The organism is Vibrio sp. LaRot3, from assembly GCF_027587025.1.
GTDB lineage: Bacteria > Pseudomonadota > Gammaproteobacteria > Enterobacterales > Vibrionaceae > Vibrio.
The window spans coordinates 282076-307361 of record NZ_JAPPTI010000002.1; the positions used below are offsets into that span (position 1 = coordinate 282076).

Annotated in this window: 29 protein-coding genes; 15 read left to right on the forward strand and 14 right to left on the reverse strand. The window is 43.7% G+C overall.

From position 1 onward, the window contains the following. Positions 1-132: 132 nt before the first annotated feature. Positions 133-1125 (forward strand): D-alanine--D-alanine ligase, encoded by a 993-nt coding sequence (locus OH461_RS07970; RefSeq protein ID WP_270020104.1) that lies wholly within the window; start codon positions 133-135, stop codon positions 1123-1125. Here OH461_RS07970 and OH461_RS07975 read toward each other — a convergent pair. Further along, positions 1122-2078 (reverse strand): tyrosine-type recombinase/integrase, encoded by a 957-nt coding sequence (locus OH461_RS07975; protein ID WP_270020105.1) that lies wholly within the window; start codon positions 2076-2078, stop codon positions 1122-1124. The genes OH461_RS07970 and OH461_RS07975 overlap by 4 nt on opposite strands. A 100-nt stretch (positions 2079-2178) precedes the next feature. Here OH461_RS07975 and OH461_RS07980 point away from each other — a divergent pair, with 100 nt between their 5' ends. From OH461_RS07980 to OH461_RS07990, 3 genes are all read left to right on the forward strand, one after another. Beyond that, positions 2179-2553, forward strand: coding sequence for a DUF3319 domain-containing protein (locus OH461_RS07980; protein ID WP_270020106.1), 375 nt, complete (start codon positions 2179-2181; stop codon positions 2551-2553). Positions 2554-2556: 3 nt separating this feature from the next. Next, complete coding sequence (gene yciH, locus OH461_RS07985) at positions 2557-2868, forward strand: stress response translation initiation inhibitor YciH (protein WP_270020107.1); 312 nt, start codon at positions 2557-2559, stop codon at positions 2866-2868. A gap of 134 nt (positions 2869-3002) precedes the next feature. After that, positions 3003-3578 (forward strand): hypothetical protein, encoded by a 576-nt coding sequence (locus OH461_RS07990; protein WP_270020108.1) that lies wholly within the window; start codon positions 3003-3005, stop codon positions 3576-3578. Positions 3579-4063: 485 nt separating this feature from the next. On the opposite strand, the gene OH461_RS07995 is transcribed toward OH461_RS07990, so the two are convergent. Next, positions 4064-4432, reverse strand: a complete 369-nt coding sequence (locus tag OH461_RS07995; protein ID WP_270020109.1) for a DUF3693 domain-containing protein — start codon at positions 4430-4432, stop codon at positions 4064-4066. A 228-nt stretch (positions 4433-4660) separates the two neighbouring features. On the opposite strand from OH461_RS07995, the gene OH461_RS08000 reads away from it, so the two are divergent. The 10 genes from OH461_RS08000 (at position 4661) to OH461_RS08045 (ending at position 11359) form a co-directional block, all read left to right on the forward strand. Then, a complete protein-coding gene (locus OH461_RS08000; protein WP_270020110.1) occupies positions 4661-5215 on the forward strand; it encodes a 3'-5' exonuclease in 555 nt (184 codons plus the stop codon). Between the two features lies 1 nt (position 5216). Further along, positions 5217-5438 carry a hypothetical protein gene (locus OH461_RS08005; protein WP_270020111.1) on the forward strand — a complete coding sequence of 74 codons (222 nt, stop codon included), beginning with the start codon at positions 5217-5219 and terminating at the stop codon, positions 5436-5438. Continuing rightward, the gene (locus OH461_RS08010) at positions 5431-6687 is read left to right on the forward strand and encodes a replication initiation factor domain-containing protein (RefSeq protein WP_270020112.1); all 1257 of its coding nucleotides are present in this window, start codon (positions 5431-5433) and stop codon (positions 6685-6687) included. Before OH461_RS08005 ends, OH461_RS08010 begins: the two co-directional genes overlap by 8 nt. Further along, positions 6680-6988 carry a hypothetical protein gene (locus OH461_RS08015; RefSeq protein WP_270020113.1) on the forward strand — a complete coding sequence of 103 codons (309 nt, stop codon included), beginning with the start codon at positions 6680-6682 and terminating at the stop codon, positions 6986-6988. The genes OH461_RS08010 and OH461_RS08015 overlap by 8 nt, the downstream gene beginning before the upstream one ends. Positions 6989-7002: 14 nt before the next feature. Then, complete coding sequence (locus tag OH461_RS08020) at positions 7003-7251, forward strand: single-stranded DNA-binding protein (RefSeq protein ID WP_270020114.1); 249 nt, start codon at positions 7003-7005, stop codon at positions 7249-7251. A gap of 8 nt (positions 7252-7259) precedes the next feature. After that, complete coding sequence (locus tag OH461_RS08025) at positions 7260-7475, forward strand: phage coat protein (protein WP_270020115.1); 216 nt, start codon at positions 7260-7262, stop codon at positions 7473-7475. Positions 7476-7604: 129 nt separating this feature from the next. Further along, positions 7605-8924 carry a hypothetical protein gene (locus OH461_RS08030; RefSeq protein WP_270020116.1) on the forward strand — a complete coding sequence of 440 codons (1320 nt, stop codon included), beginning with the start codon at positions 7605-7607 and terminating at the stop codon, positions 8922-8924. A gap of 1 nt (position 8925) precedes the next feature. Then, positions 8926-9237, forward strand: coding sequence for a VSK receptor (locus tag OH461_RS08035; protein ID WP_270020117.1), 312 nt, complete (start codon positions 8926-8928; stop codon positions 9235-9237). Next, the gene (locus OH461_RS08040; protein WP_270020118.1) at positions 9234-10355 is read left to right on the forward strand and encodes a zonular occludens toxin domain-containing protein; all 1122 of its coding nucleotides are present in this window, start codon (positions 9234-9236) and stop codon (positions 10353-10355) included. The genes OH461_RS08035 and OH461_RS08040 overlap by 4 nt, the downstream gene beginning before the upstream one ends. A 446-nt stretch (positions 10356-10801) precedes the next feature. Continuing rightward, positions 10802-11359, forward strand: coding sequence for a DUF2726 domain-containing protein (locus OH461_RS08045; protein WP_270020119.1), 558 nt, complete (start codon positions 10802-10804; stop codon positions 11357-11359). Positions 11360-12078: 719 nt separating this feature from the next. Here the strand turns inward: OH461_RS08045 and OH461_RS08050 are convergent. The 10 genes from OH461_RS08050 to OH461_RS08095 all read right to left on the reverse strand — a co-directional run bounded on the left by OH461_RS08050 (position 12079) and on the right by OH461_RS08095 (position 21827). Beyond that, positions 12079-12453, reverse strand: coding sequence for a regulator (locus OH461_RS08050; RefSeq protein WP_270020120.1), 375 nt, complete (start codon positions 12451-12453; stop codon positions 12079-12081). Positions 12454-13387: 934 nt separating this feature from the next. Beyond that, entirely contained in the window at positions 13388-13540 is a 153-nt protein-coding gene (locus OH461_RS08055; RefSeq protein WP_270020121.1) for a YoaH family protein, read from the reverse strand. Between the two features lie 53 nt (positions 13541-13593). Beyond that, complete coding sequence (locus OH461_RS08060) at positions 13594-14733, reverse strand: conjugal transfer protein TraF (RefSeq protein WP_270020122.1); 1140 nt, start codon at positions 14731-14733, stop codon at positions 13594-13596. A gap of 60 nt (positions 14734-14793) precedes the next feature. Beyond that, entirely contained in the window at positions 14794-15672 is an 879-nt protein-coding gene (locus tag OH461_RS08065) for a DUF2861 family protein (RefSeq protein ID WP_270020123.1), read from the reverse strand. Beyond that, positions 15669-16328, reverse strand: coding sequence for a response regulator transcription factor VxrB (gene vxrB, locus OH461_RS08070; protein ID WP_260261869.1), 660 nt, complete (start codon positions 16326-16328; stop codon positions 15669-15671). The genes OH461_RS08065 and vxrB overlap by 4 nt, the downstream gene beginning before the upstream one ends. Continuing rightward, positions 16303-17715, reverse strand: coding sequence for a sensor histidine kinase VxrA (gene vxrA / locus OH461_RS08075; RefSeq protein ID WP_270020291.1), 1413 nt, complete (start codon positions 17713-17715; stop codon positions 16303-16305). Before vxrA ends, vxrB begins: the two co-directional genes overlap by 26 nt. 199 nt (positions 17716-17914) lie before the next feature. Next, entirely contained in the window at positions 17915-19309 is a 1395-nt protein-coding gene (gene pntB, locus OH461_RS08080) for a Re/Si-specific NAD(P)(+) transhydrogenase subunit beta (protein WP_270020124.1), read from the reverse strand. Between the two features lie 12 nt (positions 19310-19321). Further along, positions 19322-20878, reverse strand: a complete 1557-nt coding sequence (locus OH461_RS08085) for a Re/Si-specific NAD(P)(+) transhydrogenase subunit alpha (protein ID WP_270020125.1) — start codon at positions 20876-20878, stop codon at positions 19322-19324. Between the two features lie 294 nt (positions 20879-21172). After that, on the reverse strand, positions 21173-21451 hold the full coding sequence (locus tag OH461_RS08090; RefSeq protein WP_270020126.1) for an HlyU family transcriptional regulator: 279 nt from the start codon (positions 21449-21451) through the stop codon (positions 21173-21175). A 10-nt stretch (positions 21452-21461) separates the two neighbouring features. Next, a complete protein-coding gene (locus OH461_RS08095; RefSeq protein ID WP_270020127.1) occupies positions 21462-21827 on the reverse strand; it encodes a late competence development ComFB family protein in 366 nt (121 codons plus the stop codon). A gap of 255 nt (positions 21828-22082) precedes the next feature. On the opposite strand from OH461_RS08095, the gene OH461_RS08100 reads away from it, so the two are divergent. Beyond that, on the forward strand, positions 22083-23318 hold the full coding sequence (locus tag OH461_RS08100; RefSeq protein ID WP_270020128.1) for a GGDEF domain-containing protein: 1236 nt from the start codon (positions 22083-22085) through the stop codon (positions 23316-23318). Here the strand turns inward: OH461_RS08100 and OH461_RS08105 are convergent. Together OH461_RS08105 and OH461_RS08110 are read right to left on the reverse strand one after the other, a co-directional pair. Beyond that, complete coding sequence (locus tag OH461_RS08105) at positions 23315-24295, reverse strand: Solitary outer membrane autotransporter beta-barrel domain (protein WP_270020129.1); 981 nt, start codon at positions 24293-24295, stop codon at positions 23315-23317. The two genes, OH461_RS08100 and OH461_RS08105, sit on opposite strands and share 4 nt — an antisense overlap. 32 nt (positions 24296-24327) lie before the next feature. After that, the gene (locus OH461_RS08110; RefSeq protein WP_270020130.1) at positions 24328-25272 is read right to left on the reverse strand and encodes a GGDEF domain-containing response regulator; all 945 of its coding nucleotides are present in this window, start codon (positions 25270-25272) and stop codon (positions 24328-24330) included. Positions 25273-25286 lie beyond the last annotated feature (14 nt).

Consider the following 25286-nt stretch of genomic DNA (forward strand, 5'->3'; position numbering starts at 1 on the left):
CCTTTTTTAACGTCTAAATATTGGCCTAACAGGCTATCTGCCTTAATAATATTCGCGATACAAGTGTAACTTGGCTCAGTTTTCTTTATTATGGACTGACCTTTGCTTTTGTCGTTTCACGGAAAGATTTTAATGAAAAAAACGTCCATTCTTCTACTTTGTGGTGGCGGTTCGTCAGAACACGAAGTTTCTCTAGTTTCTGCTAACTACCTGCAATCTCAGTTAGAGCTTACTGAGGAATTCTCGGTAATTCGCGTAGAAATGAAGAAAGACGGTTGGTTTACCGAGAACGGTGAACTTGCGTTACTTGATACCAACACCGGTCAACTTAACTTTGCCGATACTTCTCTTCATATCGACTTTGTAGTGCCATGTATTCATGGCTTCCCTGGTGAGACCGGTGATATTCAATCCCTTTTAGAGCTTTCAGGTATTCCTTATTTAGGTTGCCGTGCTGAAGCAAGCACCAACAGCTTTAACAAGATCACTTCTAAATTGTGGTACGACGCACTTGGTATCCCTAATACGCCATATTTGTTCCTATCGGAAGATAATCAAGAATCATACACGCGTAGTGTTGAGGCATTTAATCAATGGGGCAGTGTGTTTGTTAAGGCTGCGTGCCAAGGTTCATCAGTTGGTTGTTATAAAGTCACTGAACTATCTGAGCTGCAAAAGGCCATCAGTGATGCGTTCACCTATTCAGATCAAGTACTTGTTGAACAAGCAGTTAAGCCTCGTGAATTAGAAGTCGCTGCGTATGAGTACAACGGTGAATTAGTATTAACAAAGCCGGGTGAAGTAAAAGCGCCCGAAGACGCGTTTTACAGCTACGAAGAAAAGTATGCTGAAACAAGCCATTCAACCACAGATATCGAAGCGCAAAACTTAACTGAAGATCAGCTTGAGTCGATTCGTGTTAACGCCGAAAAAGTGTTTAAGCAGATGAAACTACGTCATTTATCACGAATTGATTTCTTCTTAACGCCAGATGGCCAAATTTATCTAAATGAGGTGAATACCTTCCCAGGAATGACACCAATTTCGATGTTCCCGAAAATGCTTGAAAACAACGGTGATAAGTTCCATGAGTTTTTAGCTTACTGCGTGAACTCGTCCATTTAATCGATAGGTTTAATCGTTAAGAACTTCATCTTTTCCAGCTCTGCTTGTGTTCTATTTCCTAAATATTGATAGGGCATTGCAGGGCTGAGCCAACGCCCTCTAATTTGAATCTCTTTAGTATTCACCCCTTGGTTCGCTAAATCTTTAACAGCACCAACTCGTAACGATTGGCCCGAGAACGCGACAGCTAATCCTAGCTGCTCACTTGCCTTACGTAATACTCGATATATCGATGAATCATTGAGCCTGTCTTCACCAACGTTTCCGTGGCGATCGATTGAAGTAAAAATATAGTTGGAGCTGTGATTTCTGTAACTTAGCCATCGATTCAAACATTGATGTCCGCGCTCAGTAAGTGGATAGCGATGCTCACCCAGCACGATAGAGTAGGGAGTTTGAGTTGTATCTATATTAACCGCTGTTAAGTTTTTCAGTTCAGATCGCTTCATCAAGGCATCAAACATTACGTGATAGATAGCGAGGTTACGAATATCTAGTAAGTCGTCGGAGCTAGATAGTTGCTCTGTTAATGTTTGTAGGTGCTCTTTAGTAAAAGACTCCGTTTGTTTACTGTCACCTTTCTTATTTAAGCGAAGTCCAGCCAGTGCTGATTGAACTCTGCTATTTGTAGTTGGGTCTGGGAAGCTCAACAAACGATGAACTAAAGATATAGTGACCGTGTAACGTCGTATGGTCGCGTATTTTTTGCTTTCTCCACACTTTTCTAAGTACAAACGTACCGCGGTAGTAGATGCGGGCAGGGGAGCGACGCGTTTTAAATGGCAAAATTCCAAAAACAAGTTCCAATCTTTGGTAAAGCCTAACAATGAACTCCGAGAATACTGGTTGCTAGTAAGTTGAGCGAATTCATCTAGCGAAGCGTAGTTTATAAACTGAGCAATCGTTTGTTTTTTCACTTGTTCATCTGTGATGATGGGCAGGTTTTTTCTCATTTTGGTGCACTATAACCATAATATTCAACTAAATATACTTGCTTACCGCAAATTTACAATTATTATTAAAAACATCTAACTAATTGAGAAGTTTGAAACTATGGCTGTAGCGACATACCGAGGCTTTAATATTAAGACCGTTGGTACTTCAACTGATATTTGGCAAGTTCAAATTAAAACTCGAGTTTTACAGGGCAACATGGCTGCGCTGAAAAAAAGCATTGATTGGTTTTGCGATACCGCTACTGTCATCGATCCTAAAGAGTTCTCATCATTATCGAAACAGCGAGAAGCTGCCGGTAAAGCGGTTCAAGAAAATTTCTATGGTTACATGCTTAAAAACGACACAGGCGAACCCAACGCTTGGTACTGTTTTTTTAACGGTCGTTTGATTAAAGGTGGTAAACTAGCGATTCAGAAACACATCGAAGCTTATCTCATCGCGAAGAAAAAAGCAGAACAGCAAAAGAAGTAAGTTATGACTCTTGTATACTCCACTGAAACTGGCCGAATTAAACCAGAAGAAGATAAACCGCAGCGCCCAAAAGGTGACGGCATCGTTCGTATTGAAAAGCAAACCAAAGGACGCAAGGGAAAAGGCATGAGCGTAGTCACTGGTTTAGATATGGATGATGTTCAGCTAAAACTCATGGCGGCAGAACTCAAAAAAGTGTGTGGTTGTGGCGGTTCAGTGAAAGATGGCACGATCGAAATCCAAGGTGATGCAAGAGATAAGATAAAAGCTCATCTCGAGAAAAAGGGTCACACGGTTAAACTCGCAGGCGGCTGATAGCGTTTACCGATGATTTAAGAGGAGTGCAATCGCACTCCTTTTTTATTGCTAGTAAATTGATATTTATGGAAAAATTTACCTTTGTCTTAATGTATCATAGGCGGTAATTTGCACTCATTTCTTTCTGGTGTATGAAAATCAAACAATTCATTCCTTCCACACTGTGTGGTTGGGTCGTATATGTTTATTCCATCATCGCTTTCCTCGGAATCTTTGGCGGTTTACTGCTACCTAAAATTCATACCTTTAAAACGTGGCCAGATAGTGTAGATGGCGTAACCGTATATTTGTACTTTTATGGTCTGGCGTTTTTGGTGATATGGCGAATTTGGCGTAACTACCAAAAAGGTACTTTGGATGTGCCATTTAAAGAGATGCTTTACGGCTTGTTTGTCATAACCGTATTTAACTCAATTTTATGCTTGGGCGCGCATTTAATGATACAAAACATTTTGCATCTTACGACTCGCTATGAGGGTGAAATTGTCGTTAAAGTGTTAGGGAAGAACGATGAATACATCAAAGGCGGAAAGCCCCCATGTGAAGGTGGAATCGAGCTAGAAAGGCTTGGGGTAATTTGTTACGAACATAAGTTAATCTGGTACTACGCAGAGCAAGGACAATACGCTAAGTTGATCGGAGAAATTTCAGATGCCGGCGTCGTCATCGAAGATATTCATTTGTTTAAGTACAAGAATCCAAACTAAGCGGTGTTAACGAGTTTGCTTTAACACAGCCACGACTAACGCTGAGACAAACATAATTAACATGCCTACATTTTGCTTCTTAGCGATTTTCTTAGTTTTACAAGCTCATAGCCATCCTCAGACACAACGAGACTGTCTTTACAATAAATGCAGGTTAGTTCTCCAGTGTTTAATACCGTATCAATATCCTTTAGCTCAAATTGATGATCGCCACTACAATTAGGGCATTGATAATTCGGGCAAGTTTCCATACCTATAAGACATCTATAATCGATTGAAAATAGGCATAGAAGAGCAAGTCACATGCCATTACGACGAATGGCACTCTTAGAGGCAATATTCAGTTATCGTCTTCAGGACGATGATTGAATATTAAGTACTTTATGGTAAATCGGTTATGTTAAGTGTCTTTGCTGAGCTCCTTAAGCAAGGCAGAATATTGGCGGTGCAATGGGGCTAGTCAGATATCTACATCGATAGATTATTTAACATAAGATAGATAATACGCACTGAGCCAATGCATCCGACGGGACTCCAATCCACAAAGCTAAACCCATGCAAGCCATTGAAGCGCCTGATAAACCGAGCCCGTCAAACTTTTTTGCAATCTTTGCCCACGCTTGTTGAGCTTCGTAAGTTTTCGCTTTGTCCGCAGCTAGGTACACCAAAACCATTTCTGTATCAGCGTCGATTTCTTTGGCGATAAAAAGCGCTTCTGTTTCAGTTAGATAGCGTCTTCCTTTGCGTATATCTGATAACTTTTGGACGCTTATATCTAAGTCATGTGCAATTTGCTTTTCCTGCACATAGTTCTTAGCCGTTTTATAGGCATCTAGTAAGTCATTAATGTACATTTTCGGAATCCTCAGTTATGCGTATTCACTTGATTCTAGCTTATCTGTACTCGATTTTGCGTATTTACATTACGCTTATTCGCGTATTTACTATACGCAATTAAGCGTATTAAGCCCGTTTCATCTTTCCTTGTCTCGGTGATTCGGGCGATCACTTCAGACCACCTCGAACTAAAACCCTTGAAGCTTTTGTTCTTGGTGGTCGCCCAACTGTTCAAGGTGGTTGTCATGGAAAAGATTGATATCTCAAATGCTGTGATACTCGATACTGAAACTACAGGTTTGGATTCCGATGCTCGAATCGTTGAAATTTCCGTAATCTGCGCGAATTCTGGTGAAGTTTTGTTTAGTCATTTGGTAAATCCACAATGCAAAATCCCACAGGAAGCTCAATCAGTTCATGGAATTTCCGACTCGGATGTTAAAGACATGCCAACATTCGATTTGGTTTGGGATACGGTTAAGTTTCACCTATTCGATAAAACTGTAATCATCTATAACTTCAACTATGACTTCCGCCTGATTCGTCAATCGCTATCCGATTTTGGCTATCCACTTCATAACTTACTTCACTTTATTGATGGTGATTGCGCCATGCTGTGGTATGCCGAATTTTATGGTGATTGGAATGAATACCACGAAAACTTTAAGTGGCAATCTCTTACTAATGCCTGTGCTCAACAAGGTGTTGATGTGTCTGATTTATCCGCTCACCGTGCTTTGGCTGATTGCGAAATGACACGTCGCTTGATTCATGCCGTTAACGCAAAAATCGGGGCGTGATATGACTTTCAATTATACGACATCTCGTAAACGTCCGGTTTACTTCGAACAACACGCTGATGGTTACTGGTGCTCGATTGATGGTTTACCGGAGTATTTCAAAACCAAACACGAGATGTATTTGTTCGCCTGTGAAGATGACCGCGAACTGATTGAGATTACTCACGACAACCAATTGCAGCTTCGCGAGTCTGGTGCGTTCGAGGTGAATCACCATGAGTAAGACCATTATCGATTTCTTGAGCTTTTCCGGTTCTCCGTTGCTGCTGACACGTTGTAAAGAAATGGCGAAACAGCGCTTTGCTTTAAATGAGCGTGAAAACGTTACAGCATCACAAAGCCCTAACGCAATCCAGTTTTGTGAAGATACCAAGATTCGTTACTTCGCGGAAAACCTCGCGCAAGTGCTTGGCTGTGTTGAACAAGAGAACTTCGCCAATCGCGATTTGTACTATGCCGCACTGGATAAAGAACTGCGTGACGCGGATGTGTGTATTGCCACAGGTATGTCATTCAACGATTGCTATCAGCATCTGATTGCCAATATCGGCATCGATATGCTCGACGTGCTTTGTCATGGCGAGATTGAATCGTTCCTTGAATTGCTCAATACCGAAATCACGGTGGATGGTAATGTGTGGACGCTACAACCCAGTGGCGGTTTTGCCGGATATTCACATAGCGCAAAGTTACAGTGTAATGGAACTCAAGCGGGTTTAGTGGCTTGGGGCGCAAAGAACTTCGGTTACTACGTGTCGTTCTCTGGTGTTGGCTGCGCGGCTATCAAAATGGATGTGTTACACAAGGCGCTATTGCAAATGCCTGACGTGCGTTTGACTCGGGTCGATATTGCCTTTGATGACTTACAAGGCCACATCGATGTGCCCGCTCTGCGCAATGCCTATGAAAACGGTGACTTTATCACTCGTGGTGCGCCACCTAAATACGGTTACTTTGAATCGGGCTCATTGGTCACCAGTGACGACAAAAAGAAATATGGAATGGTGCCAGATGGTGGTCGCACGTTTTATGTCGGCAACCGCAAGAACGGCAAGCTGTTCCGAGGCTATGAGAAAGGCAAACAACTCAAGTCAGCCGATTACCCTAATTGGGTGCGCCTAGAAGTCGAACTGCGCAATAACAATCGCGAACTGCCGCTTGAGGTGCTCATCAATAGCGACCCCTATTTTGCGGGCTCATACCCTGCCCTGACCGCAGCTCTGGACGACGTTGAACCAATGATTATTCCTATCTCTCGTGTGATTGCTCGCGCCAGTTTTGAGCGCTATTTAGAGCATGCCCGTAACCAGTACGGCAAATTCATCAACCTAATGAACATGGTCAATGAGACCCCGCAAACCGTGGTGGCCTTGTTAACCAAAGGCTTAACACAAAGCGATATTCCCGACCGTTTAAACATTCCAGTCTGTCGGGACAACTTAAATCAATCTGGAGAATTATCCCATGTCTAAATTAACCGTCATTGTGATTGGCTGCGAACACTCGCAAGGTCTATCTAAGAAAGACGATCGCCCTTACAACTTTGCTCAGGTGAACTACCTTGCCCCAAATGAGGGTTGGAAGTCTGAGAAAGGCGCATGTAATGCCGTCGGCTTGGTGCAAAAGCAAATCCAAATGAACCCTAGCCCGTCTTTGGTGGCGGAATTTCAAAAGCTCAATGACCAGTTCCCGATGCAATGCGAACTGCATTTAGACGTAGACCCAAGCAATCCGCAGCGTAACCACGTTGTGGACATTAAAGCACTGGGTTAATTGGAGTTCATCGCATGGCCATGTGTATCGATATTGCGGCTAACGGTGTGTTAGTGAGTCAAGGACAGATTACCCGTCCGAGTGATTGCACTGCTTTTGTGATGGTCAGTTCTGCGGAGTACAGCCAGTTGATGACCCATCAATCGCTGTCTCCCGCTCAAGTAGGCACGGCCGTTTCCTTTGGTTTCGCCATTGTATTTGGCCTTGGTTATTTATCCACGTATGGCGTCGCTCTAGCAAAACGCCTCATTAAACTCATATAGGTATCACTATGAAAAACAAACTTAAAATCCTAGCTCTTTCTTCTGTCGTAATGGCGAGCAATGCGATGGCCGCTGACGCCTCTGACCCTGTTTCAAACTACCTCAGTGCGATTAACCTGACCGCTGTTGCGGCGGGTGTCGTTGGTATTGGTGTGGTTATCGTTGGCATTTGTATGTCAGAGAAAGGCATTAGCATCGCCAAGCGTGTGATTGGTAAAGCGTAATGGTGTTTGCCCTGTTCGACATGCAGCTCACCATCTGGGTATTGATTGGTGGGATGGCAGGCTTCATCGCCTCGTTGAATTTCAGGGATTAACTGGGGCGCTTAGCGCCCTTTTTTATTGGGTAAACGAATGATGAAAAGCAAGTTCTTGCTGTTGTGTTGCTGCTTGTTGCCTGTCACGGCCTCGGCTGCGCAGTTGTATGAGATGACAGGTGGCGGTGGTATTCCAAGTTGTGGTTTGGTGATTGGTTGGGTTGGCTCTAAGGCCGCCATTACCTCAAATTGTATAGGCGTGGATTACTATCAAGGGCGGATTAGTGACATTTACTTTGCGACGTTTGATGGAGGTTGGAACGGTTTTCGTTATGGCTCGGGCAAATATCAGCGAAACAGCACAGGTTTCATTCTGAAAAAGGTGGCCAGTTGCCCCGAAGGTAAAACAGTAGACGAAAAAGGTGTCTGTGAGAAATCCTGTCCCGTTGGTCACGAACTGGACGAACTCGGCCAGTGCCAACCCATCGTAGAAGATCCCTTTTGTGACTCGTCTGAGTTTACCGACATGCTGGTCAAAGAGAACGAAGCGTGTGCCGCTAAGTACCCTAATCATCTGACTGACTTTTCCCATAGCTGTACCGACCGCAATAACTACAGTTTCAGTTGTAATCAAGGCGTGCCGAAACCCACCGACCCAAATACGGGCGGTGATAATGGGGGTAACTCGGGTGGCAATTCCGGTGGTGACAACTCAGGTGGTAACGGCTCTGGCGGCGATAATAATGCCGGTGATAAGGACAAAGGCAACGCCGATGTCATCGCCAAGCTGGATGAACTCAAACTCGATTCAAACTCGCGCCTGGATAAACTCGATCAAACGTTACTCAGTCAATCCACTAAGTTTGATGACTTACTGACTAAGGCCGATGACACCAAAACCGAGATAGCAAACGCCAGTGCTACAGCAGACCAAAACGCAAAGGATCAAATCGAAGCGACCAAGCAAGTCAAGCAAAGTGTCGATGGCCTCGCCTCAAATATCGATGGTGTGACCAATAGCGTGAATGAGGTTGGCAACCGTATCGAGAAGCTGACTAATACCCTGACCACGGTCGATACCTCCAAGATTGGTAAAGGTGGCTGTTGGGAAACCGACAGTTGCATGCGGTTGTATCAACCCGCCTATGAGAATGGTATCGGTGGGATATTGATGAAGCATTACGAGCAACTGAAACAGCAAGTGACTACGGGCATGATGGACAAGTTCAACACGCTCGACATCAGTAATGCATCGAAGCCCTCTTACGTTATTGACCTGAACTTTGGCGCGTTTGGTAACTATGGTCGCCATGACATCTTCCAAGTTGCGGGACTGGGCAACATCTTTCTGTTTATTCGTATCGTGCTCATGGCTTCCACCATTCTTTACGCACGTTCTTTAGTGTTCGGGGGTTAATATGGACTGGATAACCGATGCCATTAACAAAATTCTGGAGTTCTTTTACGCTCTGTTCAGGGCGTTAATTGATGCGCTCAAAGACATAGCGGGCTTTGTGTTTGACCAACTGCTTACCGTGGTCAATAAGCTGCTTGAGTCTATCCTTGCTTCACTGTCTGCTATCCCAATGCCGGATAACCTGCCCTTGCCTGCCGGAGTCTCTTGGGTACTGTCGCAAATTGGTGTGCCTCAAATGCTGGTCATCGTGACTAGTGCGTTGATTATCCGCGTACTGCTGCAATTGATCCCATTTGTGAGGTTAGGATCATGATATACGCATTAGTCGGTCGCCCACGTTCGGGCAAATCCTATGAAGCCGTCGTGTTTCACATCATCCCTGCTATCAAAGCGGGTCGTCAGGTCATCACCAATATTCCCGTGAACATCGAGCGCATACGCAAGGTGTTTGGAGATAAGGCCGACCTCATTGAAGTGCGCGAAGGTAAGTTTAACGACTATGGTGCAAAGGAGCGTCCCTTCACCCATCCTGAAGACTATCAAACCGAGTGGCGCAACGAACAAAACCAAGGGCCATTGTTTCTGATTGATGAAGCCCACATGGTGCTTGGCCGCCAACTGCACAATGAGATTTTGTACTTCTATTCCATGCACGGCCATCACGGTATCGACATCATCTTGGTGACGCAGAACCTGCGTAAGATCCACAAAGACATCAAAGATATGATTGAGATGACCTACTACTGTGTGAAGAACACGCACTTAGGCACGGATAAGACCTATACGCGTAAGAACTTCCTCGGCAGTGAAACCAAAAACCCAGTGTTTGAAGAAACGCGAACCTACGATAAGAACTACTTCCCGTTCTACCAATCGCACACGGCCAGTAGTTCTGCGGTAACGGAAGCTCAAGCGACCGATACCAAGAGCGTGTATGACACTTGGCAATACAAACTGGGTAAGGTGTTTGTGTTTGGCGGTATCCTCTACTTGATAGTGCTCGGCTTTATGATGTTCAGCGGTGACGATGAAGAAGACGTGGCCAGTCATCCGACTGAGCAAACCGAAACCAAAACTAGCGAAGCGAACGCAACCGACGAACGTAAGCCAGCTGCCCCACGCGGGTTTGGTTTATTAGAGGATTTCGAGTTCTTTGTTTCTGGTTGGAGCAAACAAGCGGTGTTTACCAATACGGGGTTTGATGCTGACAAGAGCTTCTATCGCGTTTATGTCGATGTGTATCGAGAGCAACGTTTGGAGTTCAGCCTCAAGCATTCCGATTTGCTGCAACTTGGCTATGAGTTTAAGCGCCTGTCCGAGTGCGTTTATCAAATGAGTTATCACGGTGAGAGTCGCATTGTCACTTGCCGCAAGGTCGTGGAAAACAAACCGGAGGAAGAAGAACTTATCCAAATGCCTAAGCTACTTTAATACGGTGTTTTTTGATGGAGGGGCCCCGTTTCGTCGGGGATACCATCAACAAAACACCTAACTGAATTAGCCCCGCAGGGAAAAGTGACTGCGCAGCGGGAACGAAGCACCAAGCCACCCACTTGCGGCAAGGAAATCGAGCAAGCCGATTGGCGCGGTTAGCTGTCCCACTCAACACAAAGAAAATCACACGCCTTTCCTATTAAGCCAACCCTCGCAGAGCCTCACCGCACCAGTGGGGCTTTTGCTACAGCAACCCACCTAACCTACAACACCTCACTCATTGGAGTGTCGGAAATGAGTGTCCGCACTGCGAAGCAGCATCCCCGTATAGTAATACGGGGTGAAAGTCTTACCCCTAAAGACTAACGATCTTTGATCTTTCGCTCTTAAATATATGCAAATAGTTGATAATATTTCGAATCTTCCAAAGAAAGGAAAGTTACATGGTTCTTAAATTTATCGTATTCGCTGTTGGTATTATTCTCGTTTTGGTTCTTATCGGGCGGTTATCAAGACGAACGAACAACTCACCAAACGCAATAAGCGAAAGTAAAATAACGACCGATTACTTATACCAATCGAGAAAGACTCTGGTTACAAAATCAGAACTCGCCTTTTATAGAGCGTTAACCGTCTCTGTTAGAAATCGCCATCTCGTATTTTCTAAAGTGCGCATTGCTGATGTGTTAAGCCCAAAGAAAGGTGAATATGACAAAAGTAATTGGCGTAGAGCGTTCAACCAGATTGCTTGTAAGCACTACGATTTTGTATTGTGTGACCCTGAAACACTAGATATTCATATGGTGATTGAGTTAGATGACTCTAGTCATGAGCGTGGTGATAGAAAGGAACGTGATGCATTTGTTGATGCAGCAACGGCTTCTGCTGGTCTTACATTTAAGCGCTTTAAAGTTCAAAAATCTTATGACTATTTTGAGCTAGAAAATGAACTATATGGAACGACTTCAACGGAAAATAAGAAGCTTGAACGAGTGCTGTAACCGACACCCCCTGTCGTATATTACGGGGGTAAACGCAACTATTCCTATCTACCTTAGCGTGCCATGTAAATAGGCGTTTTACTTTACACCGAGATGTTGAGCAGATGATGGGATGTATGTGTGCAGAATTAAATATAGCAAAGAAATGCCAGTGCTAGTTAGGATCGAGTCAAAATCACCACTAATCAAAATAGTTTTATTGGGTTTAAAAATTTCCCCAATTAGACCTAATTTTAATAACCCCAAGTACAGCATTATGCTGAGTAGAGCCGCAAATCCTAACCAATAGATAAAGTGGATAGCTTTTAAGGGTAAAACCTCAACCTTCGCCATGAGAACGAGCACGCAAGGCAGGAGTATTAGGAGCAGTTCGATATAAATCACAATATCAGTCCTTTAACCTAAAGTTGTTCGTTTGAACGAAATATCAATATTTTAAGTCTAGTCTAAATACTAAGGGAGGCGGTTAGAAATAAGAGAATTTTAAGAGTGATATTAGTGACGTTAAAGTCTGTAATTTACTAAATTAACAGTAATTATATTTGTGATATTTGTTATAATATAACAACAACACTTTAGCCTAAGTCATAGAATTTGTTATCATTAAGTCACTTCAAGCATTCATGATCTATGTTTGAATTTCTGACTAGCCTCAGACACTTTCGCTTGCAAACGCGGATGGCCGAACTGTAAGACTCCAGTTCGGCCTTTTTTAACCGTTATGATTTAGATAATATCGATGCGATTGCTCTAGCATAACGAAGCAACTTCGTTGATGTAGCCAGTTCAAGTTCTGACTGAATCTCTAGCAAAGCGATCCCTGTTAAGATCTCTTGGCAGCTCACTAAGCGCCCCGTAGGTAACTCCATTTTGTTCCCATTCATTTTGAATTGCTTCCAATCGCTAGATGTGCCAAGTGCCCGACCTTTTGCCATTTTCATAAGACGTCTACACTCTCTTGGAATCGTTTTTCCTCTATCCCACTCCGTGACAGTCCTCACAGATTTAAAACATAGTTCCGCAGTCTCTTCGACTGAAAGTTGGCACGTAAACTCACGAAAAATATAGTTTTTAGTCATTTCGTGATACTTCATAGTTAACTCTCGCAAAAGCGAGAGATTCTATAAATATATGCATTAGCGTGATGTGCGCCGCGTTAAACATAAGCACGGATAATACGCACTTAAGTGTTATTTCAAGGCAGTAAGGTTTTCGCGTTCTTGTTTTAGGAATTGCGGCCTTACAACGACAAAACTTGCTGTCAACTAATCTCAGTATTTGATTAGCAATTACAATTCGCCTTGGGCACTTTTGTCATTCAACTTAGCGATCATGCATAACTAATTGCTGTAAACATACGTTCTAGCAAAATCCTACCTCAACTAAAAATCAGATTTTCATCCGCCACTTTTACACAGTGTTGTTGATGACTTACCCGGATATGTGCACGTTGATTGTCCACACGTTTATTTATCATCTCTTATCGACTGCTTGCTAAATCCAAATCTACAGTTCTAGACAATGACGCGTTGTACGTAACTTGCGTCGTTTTAGCTTCTTATAGCCACTTAGCAACAAACACGCAGAATTTAAACCTACCTAAAAACTACAGCGACTGTCGCGCTTGTGACGTGGTCACTAATATCAAAATTAAACACGTCACCGTTAGCACTTCTGGTACAACCAAATGTGACAGCTTAACGACACAGTCTAATTCACTGGCTATAAATCGCGAAGTAATGATGGACTTACAGGTTTGTAATTTAATTACAAGCAAGCTCAAAGCTGCACTCACAACAGAATTATATATTGTCATAAATGACTGAAATTCAGTTCATTTTTGTTATTAAGCGTATGCCTTAAGACTTTTGTGCCACTACTGTAATTTTGTAATTCTAAGGAGTGTCACTTTTTATTAGGAAGCTAAGAAGGCGCAAAAGAGAAAGTTAGAAGTGTTATAGTGCGGCAGGATATTACAAAAAAAGAGCACTATGTGCCCTTCTCTCTTTAGTTGCGAAGTGTAGTGAATTACTCTTCGTCTTGCTGATTAGCTTGCTCTCGGATTTGACTAGCAACGATCTTGATGGCTTCTGCGGTACTCACCCCTTGCGCCATTAATTTTTGAATTTGTTCTACGGCTTTTTGTTGCTCATCGTGGCTAAGGCTTAAATCATCAAACATAAAAAAGGCTCCTAAATTTAGGAGCCGACTATATTACGATTTGTACGAAAATTCTAGTAACTGGTTAAGAAGTTAACGTAAGCGCCCATTGAGTTTTCGTTAGTGTAGCTCGCGCCAACGTCCAGTTGGAATAAGTTGAGTGGCGAAAGACCTAAACCAACCGTCACCGTATCATCTAGGTTTTCATAAGCTAGGTTTTTGTTCCAACCCGCTCTGAGTTTTAATTGGCGCAGAATATCAACTTCAGCACCAACTCGAACCATTTGTCGGTTATCCGCGAACTCGTTGTAGCGTTCTTCTTCTTTTAAGTCGTAATCTGCACTTAGAGTAAAGTAGTCCGCAACGATACCAGCGCCAACAGTGTACTGTGGCGACATTTTGTAAGAATATGAAATCGGTGAATTATCTACTGTCGAGTAAATGGTTTTTGTTTCAATATCGCGCTCGATCAGGTTTGTGCCTGAAATACCTACGCGAAATGGGCCATGAAACCAAAGGAAGCCGGCATCAACGTTAAACATAGTTTCGCCAGTGCCATTATCTCTTAAATCTTTAAGGTCATAATTGGTCAAGCTTGCTTCGTAAAGATATGTGTAAACGCGCTGAAGTTTAGGGCTAACACCGAAGGAAATATGTTGGCCAAGAAATGTTTGGTATTTTGCTAGTGAGATACCAACCTCTGTAACGCCAACAGAAACCGCTTCTACCGTACTGTTCGCAGCATCCGTATAGGCGCTGCCTGTTGTTGAATCGATATTTGCGGTCGCAAAAGATTCCGTGTACGCCTTGCCAAAGGCATTAGCTGCAATGTATTGGTTCGGGATAGCGAAAGCAACAACACCACCAAGCTCGAAGTTAAGGCTGTCACCATTCAGGGCATCTAGCGCTTTTGCCAATTCGGCATCATTACCCGGGTTGTTGATGAAGTTTTTGGTGCTATCGAGACCGTCAATAAAACTACCGCTGTCGGTGTATTCAAAACCAATACTCGGTGTGATCATGCCAATATCATCGTTACGACGATAAATAGCCGTTAGTGCAGGGTTGTAAAATGGTGCAGTTAGAAAGTTAGCAGAGACAACACCTACTCCACCCATTGCGTCGCCGCGTGCCTCAACAGCGTAATTCGCTGCAGATGCAGTAGTGGCCGCAAAAGCGATCGATAGTGGTAATAATCTTAGTACGGTTTTCATAACGATATCGTGTTTAGTGTCCGGTAAAACTTATATCGGCCTATTGTCACCTATCTTTAGTTATTCCTCTAGTGAAACATCATAGGTTTTGCTGATAATTTGTGCCTGCTCTACGATAATTTTACCCTGCCAGCGTCTATGAACCATGCTCACGGCTAATACATATCGGCCTGATTCTATATCGGTCGTCAACAATGAATCAGGATAATCCGATTCGTAAGATTCATTCCAAACGTTGTTATAAGTTCCGTCTACATAGTCATACAGCGATGCAGTTAACTTAGGTAACGGGCAATTTGAATTCAATAAGCTATTTTGTTCGACTAGCCAATGATCTTTGGATTGCCAACGAACGGTCATGTTTGCTTGTGGTTCACCAAGAACTAGCCATGAACTCCAAGATTCATCATCTTTGGTGACCACATCAATGCGATAGAGCCCCATTTGCAGGCGATTGTTGATATTGTAGCGTTTTACGTATGTGCCAACGCCACTCTCATCATTTTCACTCAATTTGCTCAGTGCGTTGTCATTTGAGATGTCGCGTTCTATCCAGCGAGTGAGATTGATATCTGCGACATCTTTTGCTGATTGAATTTCAACAACTGCGCGAAAGGCATCACGCCCCGGGCTTTCAATTTCGGTACGTTTAACAACGACGGATTTTAACCATTCGGGGAAACTTTTGTTGTCTAAGCCACGTCCGCAATCAACTTCCAGCGATTGCAGCAACAAGTTATTTAGATGGGGTTTTAGTGTGGCGTTATCTTCGAGTTGCCATACTTCTACTAGCGAGTTGAACATCGCGTTCAAATCGTCATTTAGTAGATGTTTGTGGGTTTGAGTCAGAGGTGAATTGCCGTCAAACCATGGCACGCCGTCTGAAAAAGCGGGTGCACTGCAAAGTGCACCCGTCAGTAATAATGCTTTTTTAATCATGCCTTCATCTTATAGCCAACACCACGTAGCGTTTCGATCTCTAAGCCGGGTAATTTTTGGCGTAACTGTAGTACGTGAGTGTCTACCGTTCTTGTTGTTGGGAAATGATTGTAGCCCCATACATGGTCAAGCAACTCGTCGCGCGTAAATACACGGCCTAAATTGCTTGCTAAGAACAACAACAAGTCGAACTCTGTTCGAGTCAATGTTACTAACTGCTCATTGAAGAACACTTCGCGGGTGTTTTTATCAATCAATAAGTTATCTGTTTTAACTTTGCTGTCATCTTGCTCTTGTTGTTCTGGTGAACGCAATTGTGCGCGAATGCGAGCAAACAACTCAGCTTCAGCAAATGGCTTGGTTAGGTAATCATTCGCACCAGAATCTAATCCTGCTACTTTATCTTTAACGGTAATCAATGCAGTAAGCAGAATCACCGGAACATCCTTGATCGCTTTCCATTGGCTAAGATGTGTTACTGAGTCACCATCAGGCAATTGACGATCAAGGATAACGAGATCTGCTTTTGCCCAGTACTGCTCAACATCAGCAATAGTTTCTGAATGGAAGCACTCGTAACCTGCTTGTTCAAGGCTGACAAGTAGACCGTCAGCTAAATTTTTGTCGTCTTCAACGAGAAGCAGTGTCTGTTTCACAAGGTATCTCCAATATGAACGTTGTCGGCGGACCAATCAGTGTCATTTTGCCACCCATTCGCCCGACCATAGAATCAACGATTGTTAAGCCCAACCCTAAACCACTCTTACTCACAAAAGGTTTTCTTAATTGTTTCCAATCTTTGTGAGTCAGTGTCCCTTGGTCAATAACATTGAGCGTAATTTTGTTTTTAGATGTCTTAACATCCAGTTTAATCGGCTTAATTCCGTATTTCACCGCGTTACGAATTAAATTGTCGATACAAGTACCAAGCCAGTAGACGTTCAGCTTAGCAGCGACGTCGTTGTCGATATCTAGCTCGACTTGGTTACAAAATTCTTCTTCGATCTTAAATTCAAGCCACTCAGCGATAGATGGTACCCATTCTGTGGCTAGCGGTTTGTTATCAGACTGCAAATAATCTTTACTTGCTTCCGCTAATTGGCGTAATCGCCTCGAATCTTCACACAAACGGCGAAATTCATCGTAAACCGATTCAGGAAGCTGCTCAAATTCTCGGCGGAAGCCCTCTACTGTTAGAGACAAGCTTGCAATCGGAGTGCGAAGTTCATGGGTCAATATTTGCAAAACCAACATGCGACTCTTCATTTCTTGTCGTTTGGTGTTCCAACGATAAATCGACCAACCAATCACCAAGAGAATATTCGCTATCACTAAACCGACCATACCAATTCTTAAGAGATTAGCGTGATCTTCTATATCCCAGCAAATATTACCTCGTTGCACGAAGCAGGTATTTGACGTGCTGCCCAAGGTTAAACTTAAACCGGCTTTTGTTACATTGTTTGCCCAGATATCCTCTGGATAGATGTAGTAATTATCATTTTTTCGCAGCCAAAGTTCATCGTTTTCAATAAACATGCTCGCACCGGAGATCAAAGCTAAGATGCTCTCTTCGTCCATGCGCTGTAAACGTCCGAGCAAGGTTTGCTCCGATGCTAAGGGACGCTCTTTAATATGCATGTACTGCTCAAGCATGGCAACTTGGTCAGGGTGAATGGCAATGTAGCGGCTCGCGTAAGTACCCCCGCCCGGGTGAACAAGGCTGCTTCTCGCAAACCACTTAGGGCTTAATTTACTGCCCTTACACATGGCACGAGTAAATACCAAAGGCTCAGTAACTAAGGGGCTTAACGGTAATTTACCCGTACAAGAAACCGACAAACGATAAAGTGTTTGGATATCTTTAAGTGGGTAATTTGAAGTTTGTGGCAGCATGGACTCTGGCGTAAGCAATCTAGTCGGATAATCAGATTGCAGCACTCGGATATCATAGGTGACATCGGCTTCAGCCATTTTGAATAAGTTGACAAATTTATCTATACGTTCTGGTAATGAATCCGCACTGGCGCTGAGCGGGCTCATTGCAACAATAATCAGCAGCGGTTTTAGGAAGTGTCGAATCAAAACAAAGTCTTAGCAGTTCAATTATTTACCAGAATACTGCCTGATTATGGCAAAAATAGACATGATTAATGTAAGGTGAGTGTCAATTATGTTACGTGCTAAACAAAAGAAGCCAGCAATCATTGCTGGCTTCAATAGTTTTAAATGCTGGGTTTGATTATAGTGCTTTCGCGATTGCGTCTACGCTATCTTTCGCATCACCGAACAACATTTGTGTGTTCTCTTTAAAGAACAGTGGGTTTTGTACACCCGCATAACCCGTATTCATTGAGCGTTTAAATACGATAACGTCTTTCGCATTCCAAACTTCAAGAACCGGCATGCCTGCGATTGGGCTGTTTGGATCTTCAAGAGCAGCAGGGTTAACCGTATCGTTAGCACCGATAACAAGAACCGTGTCTGTTTCGCTCAGGTCATCGTTGATTTCGTCCATTTCTAGCACGATATCATAAGGTACTTTAGCTTCAGCAAGTAGAACGTTCATGTGACCCGGTAGACGACCCGCAACTGGGTGAATACCAAAGCGTACGTTAACACCTTGTGCGCGAAGCTTTTCAGTAATTTCGTGCACCGGGTACTGCGCTTGTGCTACTGCCATACCGTATCCCGGAGTGATAATCACTGACTTAGAGTTCTTCAGCATATCCGCCACGTCTTCAGCATTGGTTTCGCGGTGCTCGCCGTATTCAACATCGCCAGATACAACCACTTCTTGACCAAAGCCACCAGCGATCACACTGATAAAGGAACGGTTCATGGCTTTACACATGATGTAAGAAAGAATCGCACCTGACGAACCGACCAATGCACCTGTTACGATCAATAGGTCGTTCGCTAGCATGAAACCAGCTGCGGCTGCTGCCCAACCTGAGTATGAGTTCAGCATTGACACAACTACTGGCATATCCGCACCACCAATAGAGGCAACAAGGTGGTAACCAAATGCAAATGCGATAAGCGTCATAACAATCAGTGCGAACATGCTGCCATCTGCTTTAACGAAGTGGATCATAAGCAGAGTTGAGATAACGATCGCAGCAAGGTTCATTTTGTGCTTGTGAGGTAGGTTCAGCGGAGAAGAGCTGATGATACCGCGCAGTTTACCAAATGCTACGATTGAACCAGTAAAGGTTACCGCACCGATGAATACACCGAGGAACACTTCGATTAAGTGAATCACGTGCTCTGCGTGGATACCGGCTGGGTCAACGGATACCGGCGCAGGTGGCGCAAGGTAGCTGTTAAAACCAACTAGAACGGCTGCCATACCAACGAAGCTGTGCAAAATAGCAACAAGCTCAGGCATTTCAGTCATTTCAACTTTTTTCGCGTAGTGGATACCAATACCACCACCAATAACCATCGCGATGATTACCCAAGCGAAACCTTCCGCTGACGGGCTAAAGATCGTCGCGATCAACGCGATCGCCATACCGATGATACCGTAGTAGTTACCCGCTCGCGCAGATTCTTGCTTCGATAGACCCGCTAGGCTGAGAATAAAGAAAACAGCAGCAACAATGTAAGCTGCTTGTACTAGTCCTGCAGACATTCCTTGTTACTCCTATTTATCTTTACGGAACATTTCAAGCATACGCTTGGTGACGGTGAAACCACCGAAAATATTAATACTCGCTATCAATACGGCGATGAACGCAAGGAACGTGACGACGCCATTTCCTTGGCCAATCTGTAGCAAAGCACCGACAACGATGATGCCTGAAATGGCATTAGTTACCGACATAAGCGGAGTATGCAGTGCATGTGTAACGTTCCAAACTACGTAGTAACCCACCACACAAGCCAATACGAATACAGTGAAGTGCGCTAAGAATGCAGCTGGAGCAACCGATGCAATCCAACCGAAGGCTGCAACACCAGCAACAATACCGATGTACTTCTTAACTGGCGAGGTCGGCTCTTCCACTTTTGGAGCTGGTGCTGGCGCTTCTGCAGGTTTTTGCTCTGGTTGAGCCGAAACTTGGATAGGTGGCGCAGGCCAAGTAACCTCACCCTCTTTCACGACAGTGACACCGCGTAGAACTACATCTTCAAAGTTGATATCGATGTTGCCATCTTTCTCTTTGCTAAGCAGTTTCATTAAGTTAACGAGGTTAGTTGCGTAAAGCTGTGAAGATTGAGTTGGAAGACGACCAACCATATCGGTATAACCCACAACTTTCACGCCGTTTGCAGTTGTTACAACTTGGTCAGCGACTGTGTATTCACAGTTACCACCATTTGCGGCTGCAAGGTCAACAATCACACTGCCTGCTTTCATGCTATCTACCATTTCTTTGGTAATTAGCGTCGGCGCAGGACGACCAGGAATTAGCGCTGTTGTAACGATGATATCAACGTCTTTAGCTTGAGCAGCATACAGCTCTTCAGCTTTCTTGTTGAACTCATCTGACATTTCTTTTGCATAGCCGTCACCAGCGCCAGTGTCTTCCTCAAAATCAACTTCAAGGAACTCTGCACCCATTGACTGAACTTGCTCTTTTACTTCTGGGCGCACATCAAATGCGCGAACAATTGCGCCAAGGCTACCAGCAGCGCCGATAGCAGCAAGACCTGCAACACCAGCACCGGCAACAAGTACCTTCGCCGGCGGCACTTTACCTGCAGCGGTAATTTGACCTGTAAAGAAACGTCCAAATTCGTGTGCAGCTTCAACGACTGCGCGGTAACCGGCAATGTTAGCCATAGAAGACAGTGCATCAAGTGCTTGAGCACGAGAGATACGCGGCACAGCATCCATTGCAAGTACGTTAATGTTCTTGCTTGAAAGCTTCTCCATAAGCTCTGGATTCTGAGCTGGCCAAATAAAGCTAACGAGAGTTGCCCCTTCTTTAATAAGAGCAAGCTCGTCAGAGCCTTGTTCAGCATCAATAACAGGCGCGTTTACTTTAAAGATGATGTCTGATTGCCAGACTTCTTCAGTAGAAACAACCTTCGCCCCTGCGGCTTCAAAAGAGGCGTCGTCAAAACTAGCCAACTCCCCTGCATGAGTTTCGACAACCACGTCGAAGCCCAGTTTAATTAGCTGCTCAACCGATTTCGGAGAGGCAGCTACTCGCGTTTCACCTGCGAGTATTTCTTTTGGCACACCAATTTGCATAGCTATTCCTTGACTATTGGCACAATGATTATTCAGTTTTTATCTAACGGATGTATGAAATACAAGCATTTTGTAATAAAAACACAAAATTTCATTACATATAACCGAAAGTGATGGTGTATTTTGCAATTTTGACTGAAATGAAACAACAGCCTTAGATGTGAACAGAGGTCAAACCAGATCGCAAAAACAGAAGAAAAAACAGTAAATTACAGTTTGTTCCAAACAAAAAGAACCATCAGCATAACTGCTAATGGTTCTCAAATTTATGACATCTATCAAGCTGTGGTGAATCTAATCGAAAATTTTCTCACCCATTTGATCGATGAACATTTGCGCTTTTTTGAGCATAAATTCATCGGCGTCTGATTGACTAGATAATACGTCTGAGCGAATAAAACGGTGTGATTTCACTTCACCATCTATCTCTTTTTCAATGCGTCCGGCAATGCGGTACTGGCCCGATTCGTTGATCGCTTCTTGGTAAATCAAAAAGCCTTTGTACTCGATAGGTTCAACAATGGGTTGCGGCTTTTCTTTGTTGCCGCCAAACAAGCGAGAGAATAAACCCACTCTAGCTCCTTTAATTTGTTTTCTTTAAGATTGGTTTTTCAAACCATTCAAGCTCAGCGTCTTCATCAAAACGCGGCTTATTAAATATCACAGGGAATTCATCTTGGCGATTCTTACGTCGATCGTCAACAATCATAGTTTTTGCGGCCTCGACGGCGGTTTCAGCGTACTGCTTGAGAGTAACTAACCTGTCTTCAGAGAGTGTTGAGAGAAAATCAATGTCGTGTCTTATATAGACAGGCTTTAATTGAATAAGTGCAAGACAAGCAAGATCAGCCAACTGATCATGATCGAAATGCTCTGCGTATTCGGGAGTACCAAGCACTTGCCCTACTAACGTTTCCATATAGTTATGTACATCGACACTAATCTGCATACATTGCACTCCTGCAACAATTTATAAATACACAATAATTCAGTAAGTTACTATTCAAGTGTAAACCAAAACAAGGATCTTAGATTAAAGAAATCCTAGTTAAGATTCATCCGTTCCGCTCAAATATTATCAATAGTCTACGTTACAGCGCATTTTTCAGTCACAAACAGAGCAAAAGACTTGGAAAATCATCAAATAACAGTATGCTTACAGGCTGGTCCAATTTTATTTTCACCTGCAGTCAAGGCCTAGTTCATGTCATTCTCTTTAGTAACTGCGAGTTGGTTTCGTTTAACGTTCCCTCTGTTGTTGTTACTGATGATAGCCCTTGGGGTTAATAACGTTACTTCACTTATTGAAGCTAATAGCGGCGTAAGCACCAATCTGCCTTACGTACTTTTTGTATCTGTCATTTTGCTTAGCCACGTGTTTAAGCAAAGTCGCTGTGCAATGGTCTCTACCGCCATGCTTGTGGCGTATTGGGTTGTGCAACACCGCTTACAAAGCCCTTTGTCTACAGGCACAACTCTGCTCGAATTATCCCTACTTGCCATTTTACTGCCTATCTGTTGCTTTGTTGTATATTGCTTTAAAGACAGTAGCTTACGTAGTCGAAGTTATCTAATCTACGTGGTGACGCTGTCACTTATGGCGCTATGGAGCAAGCTTATCCTGACCCATTTTTATGAAGGTGGGTTTACCGCAATCGATTATAGTTACTTACAAGCCGTTGAAGAGATTTCTTTATTGCCTTTCCTGCTTGTGCTTTATTTAAGCTCGTTAACCCTTATTGCTGCAATTCGGGTTTTAAAAGCGAATCTAATCCTCGATGCGATCATCTATTCTGCAATGCTGACTGCATCGGCAACCTTTATCTTTTTTGATGTTGCGTACATATCAAGCACCCTATTCAGTGTGTCTGGTATCCTGCTGTTGGTGTATTTAATGTCGGCCAGTTACGAGCTAGCATTTAACGATCGTTTGACCAATATTCCAGGTCGTCTGGCACTTGAGTCTGATTTAAAACACCTCGGTCGCAAGTTCACCATCGCGATGCTCGACATCGATCACTTTAAATCTTTCAATGATACCTACGGTCACGACACTGGCGATGACGTACTGAAACTTGTGGCGAGTAAATTGACGGAAACAGGCGGGAAAGCATCTGTCTATCGCTATGGCGGCGAGGAATTTACCGTGTTGTTTAAAGGTAAATACGTTGATGACGCAATGGAGTATTTAGAGGAACTGCGAGAATCGATCGCCTCTTACGAAATGGTGGTGCGTAATAACGCCTCTCGTCCTAAGGATGACAAAACCGGCAGTAAACAGCGCGGAAAGAATAAAGCGACTAAAACGGTTTCTTTGACGGTAAGTATCGGCGCGTGTGACAGCAGCGAAGATCGTAAAGTAGAGAACATTATTAAAGCGGCTGACGAAGCGCTCTATAAAGCGAAGAAAGGCGGTCGTAACCGAGTGGTTGCCGCCTAATCCTGATTAAAGAACAGCACAATACTGCCACCTTTTAGCTTACTACCATAATTGATGTTGAGTCCTATACCGATATTATCTATCCAGTCAGACTTAAAAGGTGGCGTCATTAGCCAACCTACCGACGTTTCATAGTAGTAGTGCGTACCGAATGGATTCTCGCTGTCCCCGCCTAAATCGACTCGACGAACACTTGAGAAGAGCGATTGTACGCTGCGTCCCCACTTCGCGACGTTGTAATAGATTTCTGCTCCATTAGCAACATACCAACCCTCGGGGTTGCCTACTTGTCCGAAATTCGCATCGCCCCAACCTTTGCCATAAAAATAGTGAGCAGAGCTGCTCGCGTTCCAACTGCCCCATTCTGTGTCATGGTTATACTTGAGCGTTACATGTGGCTCTATGGTTGCAGCCCATGCTGTAGTGTTAAACATTAGCCCATCTAAGAAAGGTTTAAAGAACTGCTTGGTTAGGTCTGTTCTATAGTCATGTTCATTTCGAAAATGCTGTAGGTGCACACCTAAGCCGGGCGTTACTTGCCACGCATCATTAATTTGATATTGATAGCGGTATGCTGCGTAGCCACCTAGCACTGTTTCACGTTGATAATCATCTTCGATGCCATCATATATTTCCACATCTTGACGAGACACCAAAGCGGAGAAACGCATGAATAGCTGGGATTTATGGATGCTATCCTCATCGCTAAGCTCGTATGTATAAGGTAACGCAGATACCGCAAACTGCTGACGCAAATTGATCGAGTCAGCAGAGCCTAAATTCTCGTTTTGTAGATTAAACCATTCATTTGGGTCAAAATCGTGCACACCAAATGTGACAACGTCACTATCTGTCATCACAATTGCTGCTGAAAATGCTTGTTCTAAATAGGTTTGGACTTCTTTGTAGCCTTGCGCGTTTGCTGACATAGGAAGTAAAGCAGCAAACGCAGCAACCAATTTGGTCTGTTTATTCATGGATGAGTATTGCTTAACACATCATCAGTCATCTAATCCATAGATGGCTGATAAATTATAAAACGATTTCTTCCTTGGTTCTTCGCTTGATATAACGCGGTATCCGCTTTTTGATACATGGACTCAGGCGTCTCATGGCCTGTGGGATACAAACAAACGACACCTTGTGACACTGTAACACACCCTGCTACTTGGCTATGTTCATGACGTATTGCCAGTTGAGCAATGGTCGTTTGAATACGAGCAGCATGTTCCTTTGCTTGATGTTCATCGGTATGACCAAGCAAAACAACAAACTCTTCACCACCATAGCGCCCAACAACCTCGCCGTTACGGCTGAATAGTTCTTTAAGCGCCCCCGCCACTTCAATCAGGCACTTGTCACCTTCTGTATGACCGTAATTGTCGTTGAACAATTTGAAGTAGTCTACATCCATAAGTATCACGCTCAAAGGCATTTCATGCCTACCATGAACGGAAATCATTTCTTTAAGCTTCTTGTCAGTGTCTCGACGGTTGCGAACCTTAGTGAGACCATCTTCACTAGCGAGTTTTTCAAGCTCTTGGTTCACTCGCGCTAGATCAGCGGTTTTTTGATTAAGCTGGCGACGCATAAAAGCAATACGCTGCATTGCGACTAACTTGGCTTGCAATACGATCTTATCTACTGGCTTTATGAGATAATCATCCCCACCTGCCTCGATGGCTTCTGCTATCATTGTGGGAGCATCGTGAGAGCTTAAGAAAATGATCGGAATCCACTCTGGGAATTGTCGGCGAATTTCTTTTGAAACCTCAAAGCCATTCATATCTGGCATGGTAATGTCGAGTAACACCAGATCGGGTGAAAACTCACTATAACGCTCTAGCGCTTCGTGCCCTGAAGCAGCCATCTCGACGTTATGGCCGAGTTGCTTAAGCCTTACTGCTAACTGCATGCGTTCCATTTGTACATCGTCAACCAGCATTATTTTCATTGGAGTGCCCGTAG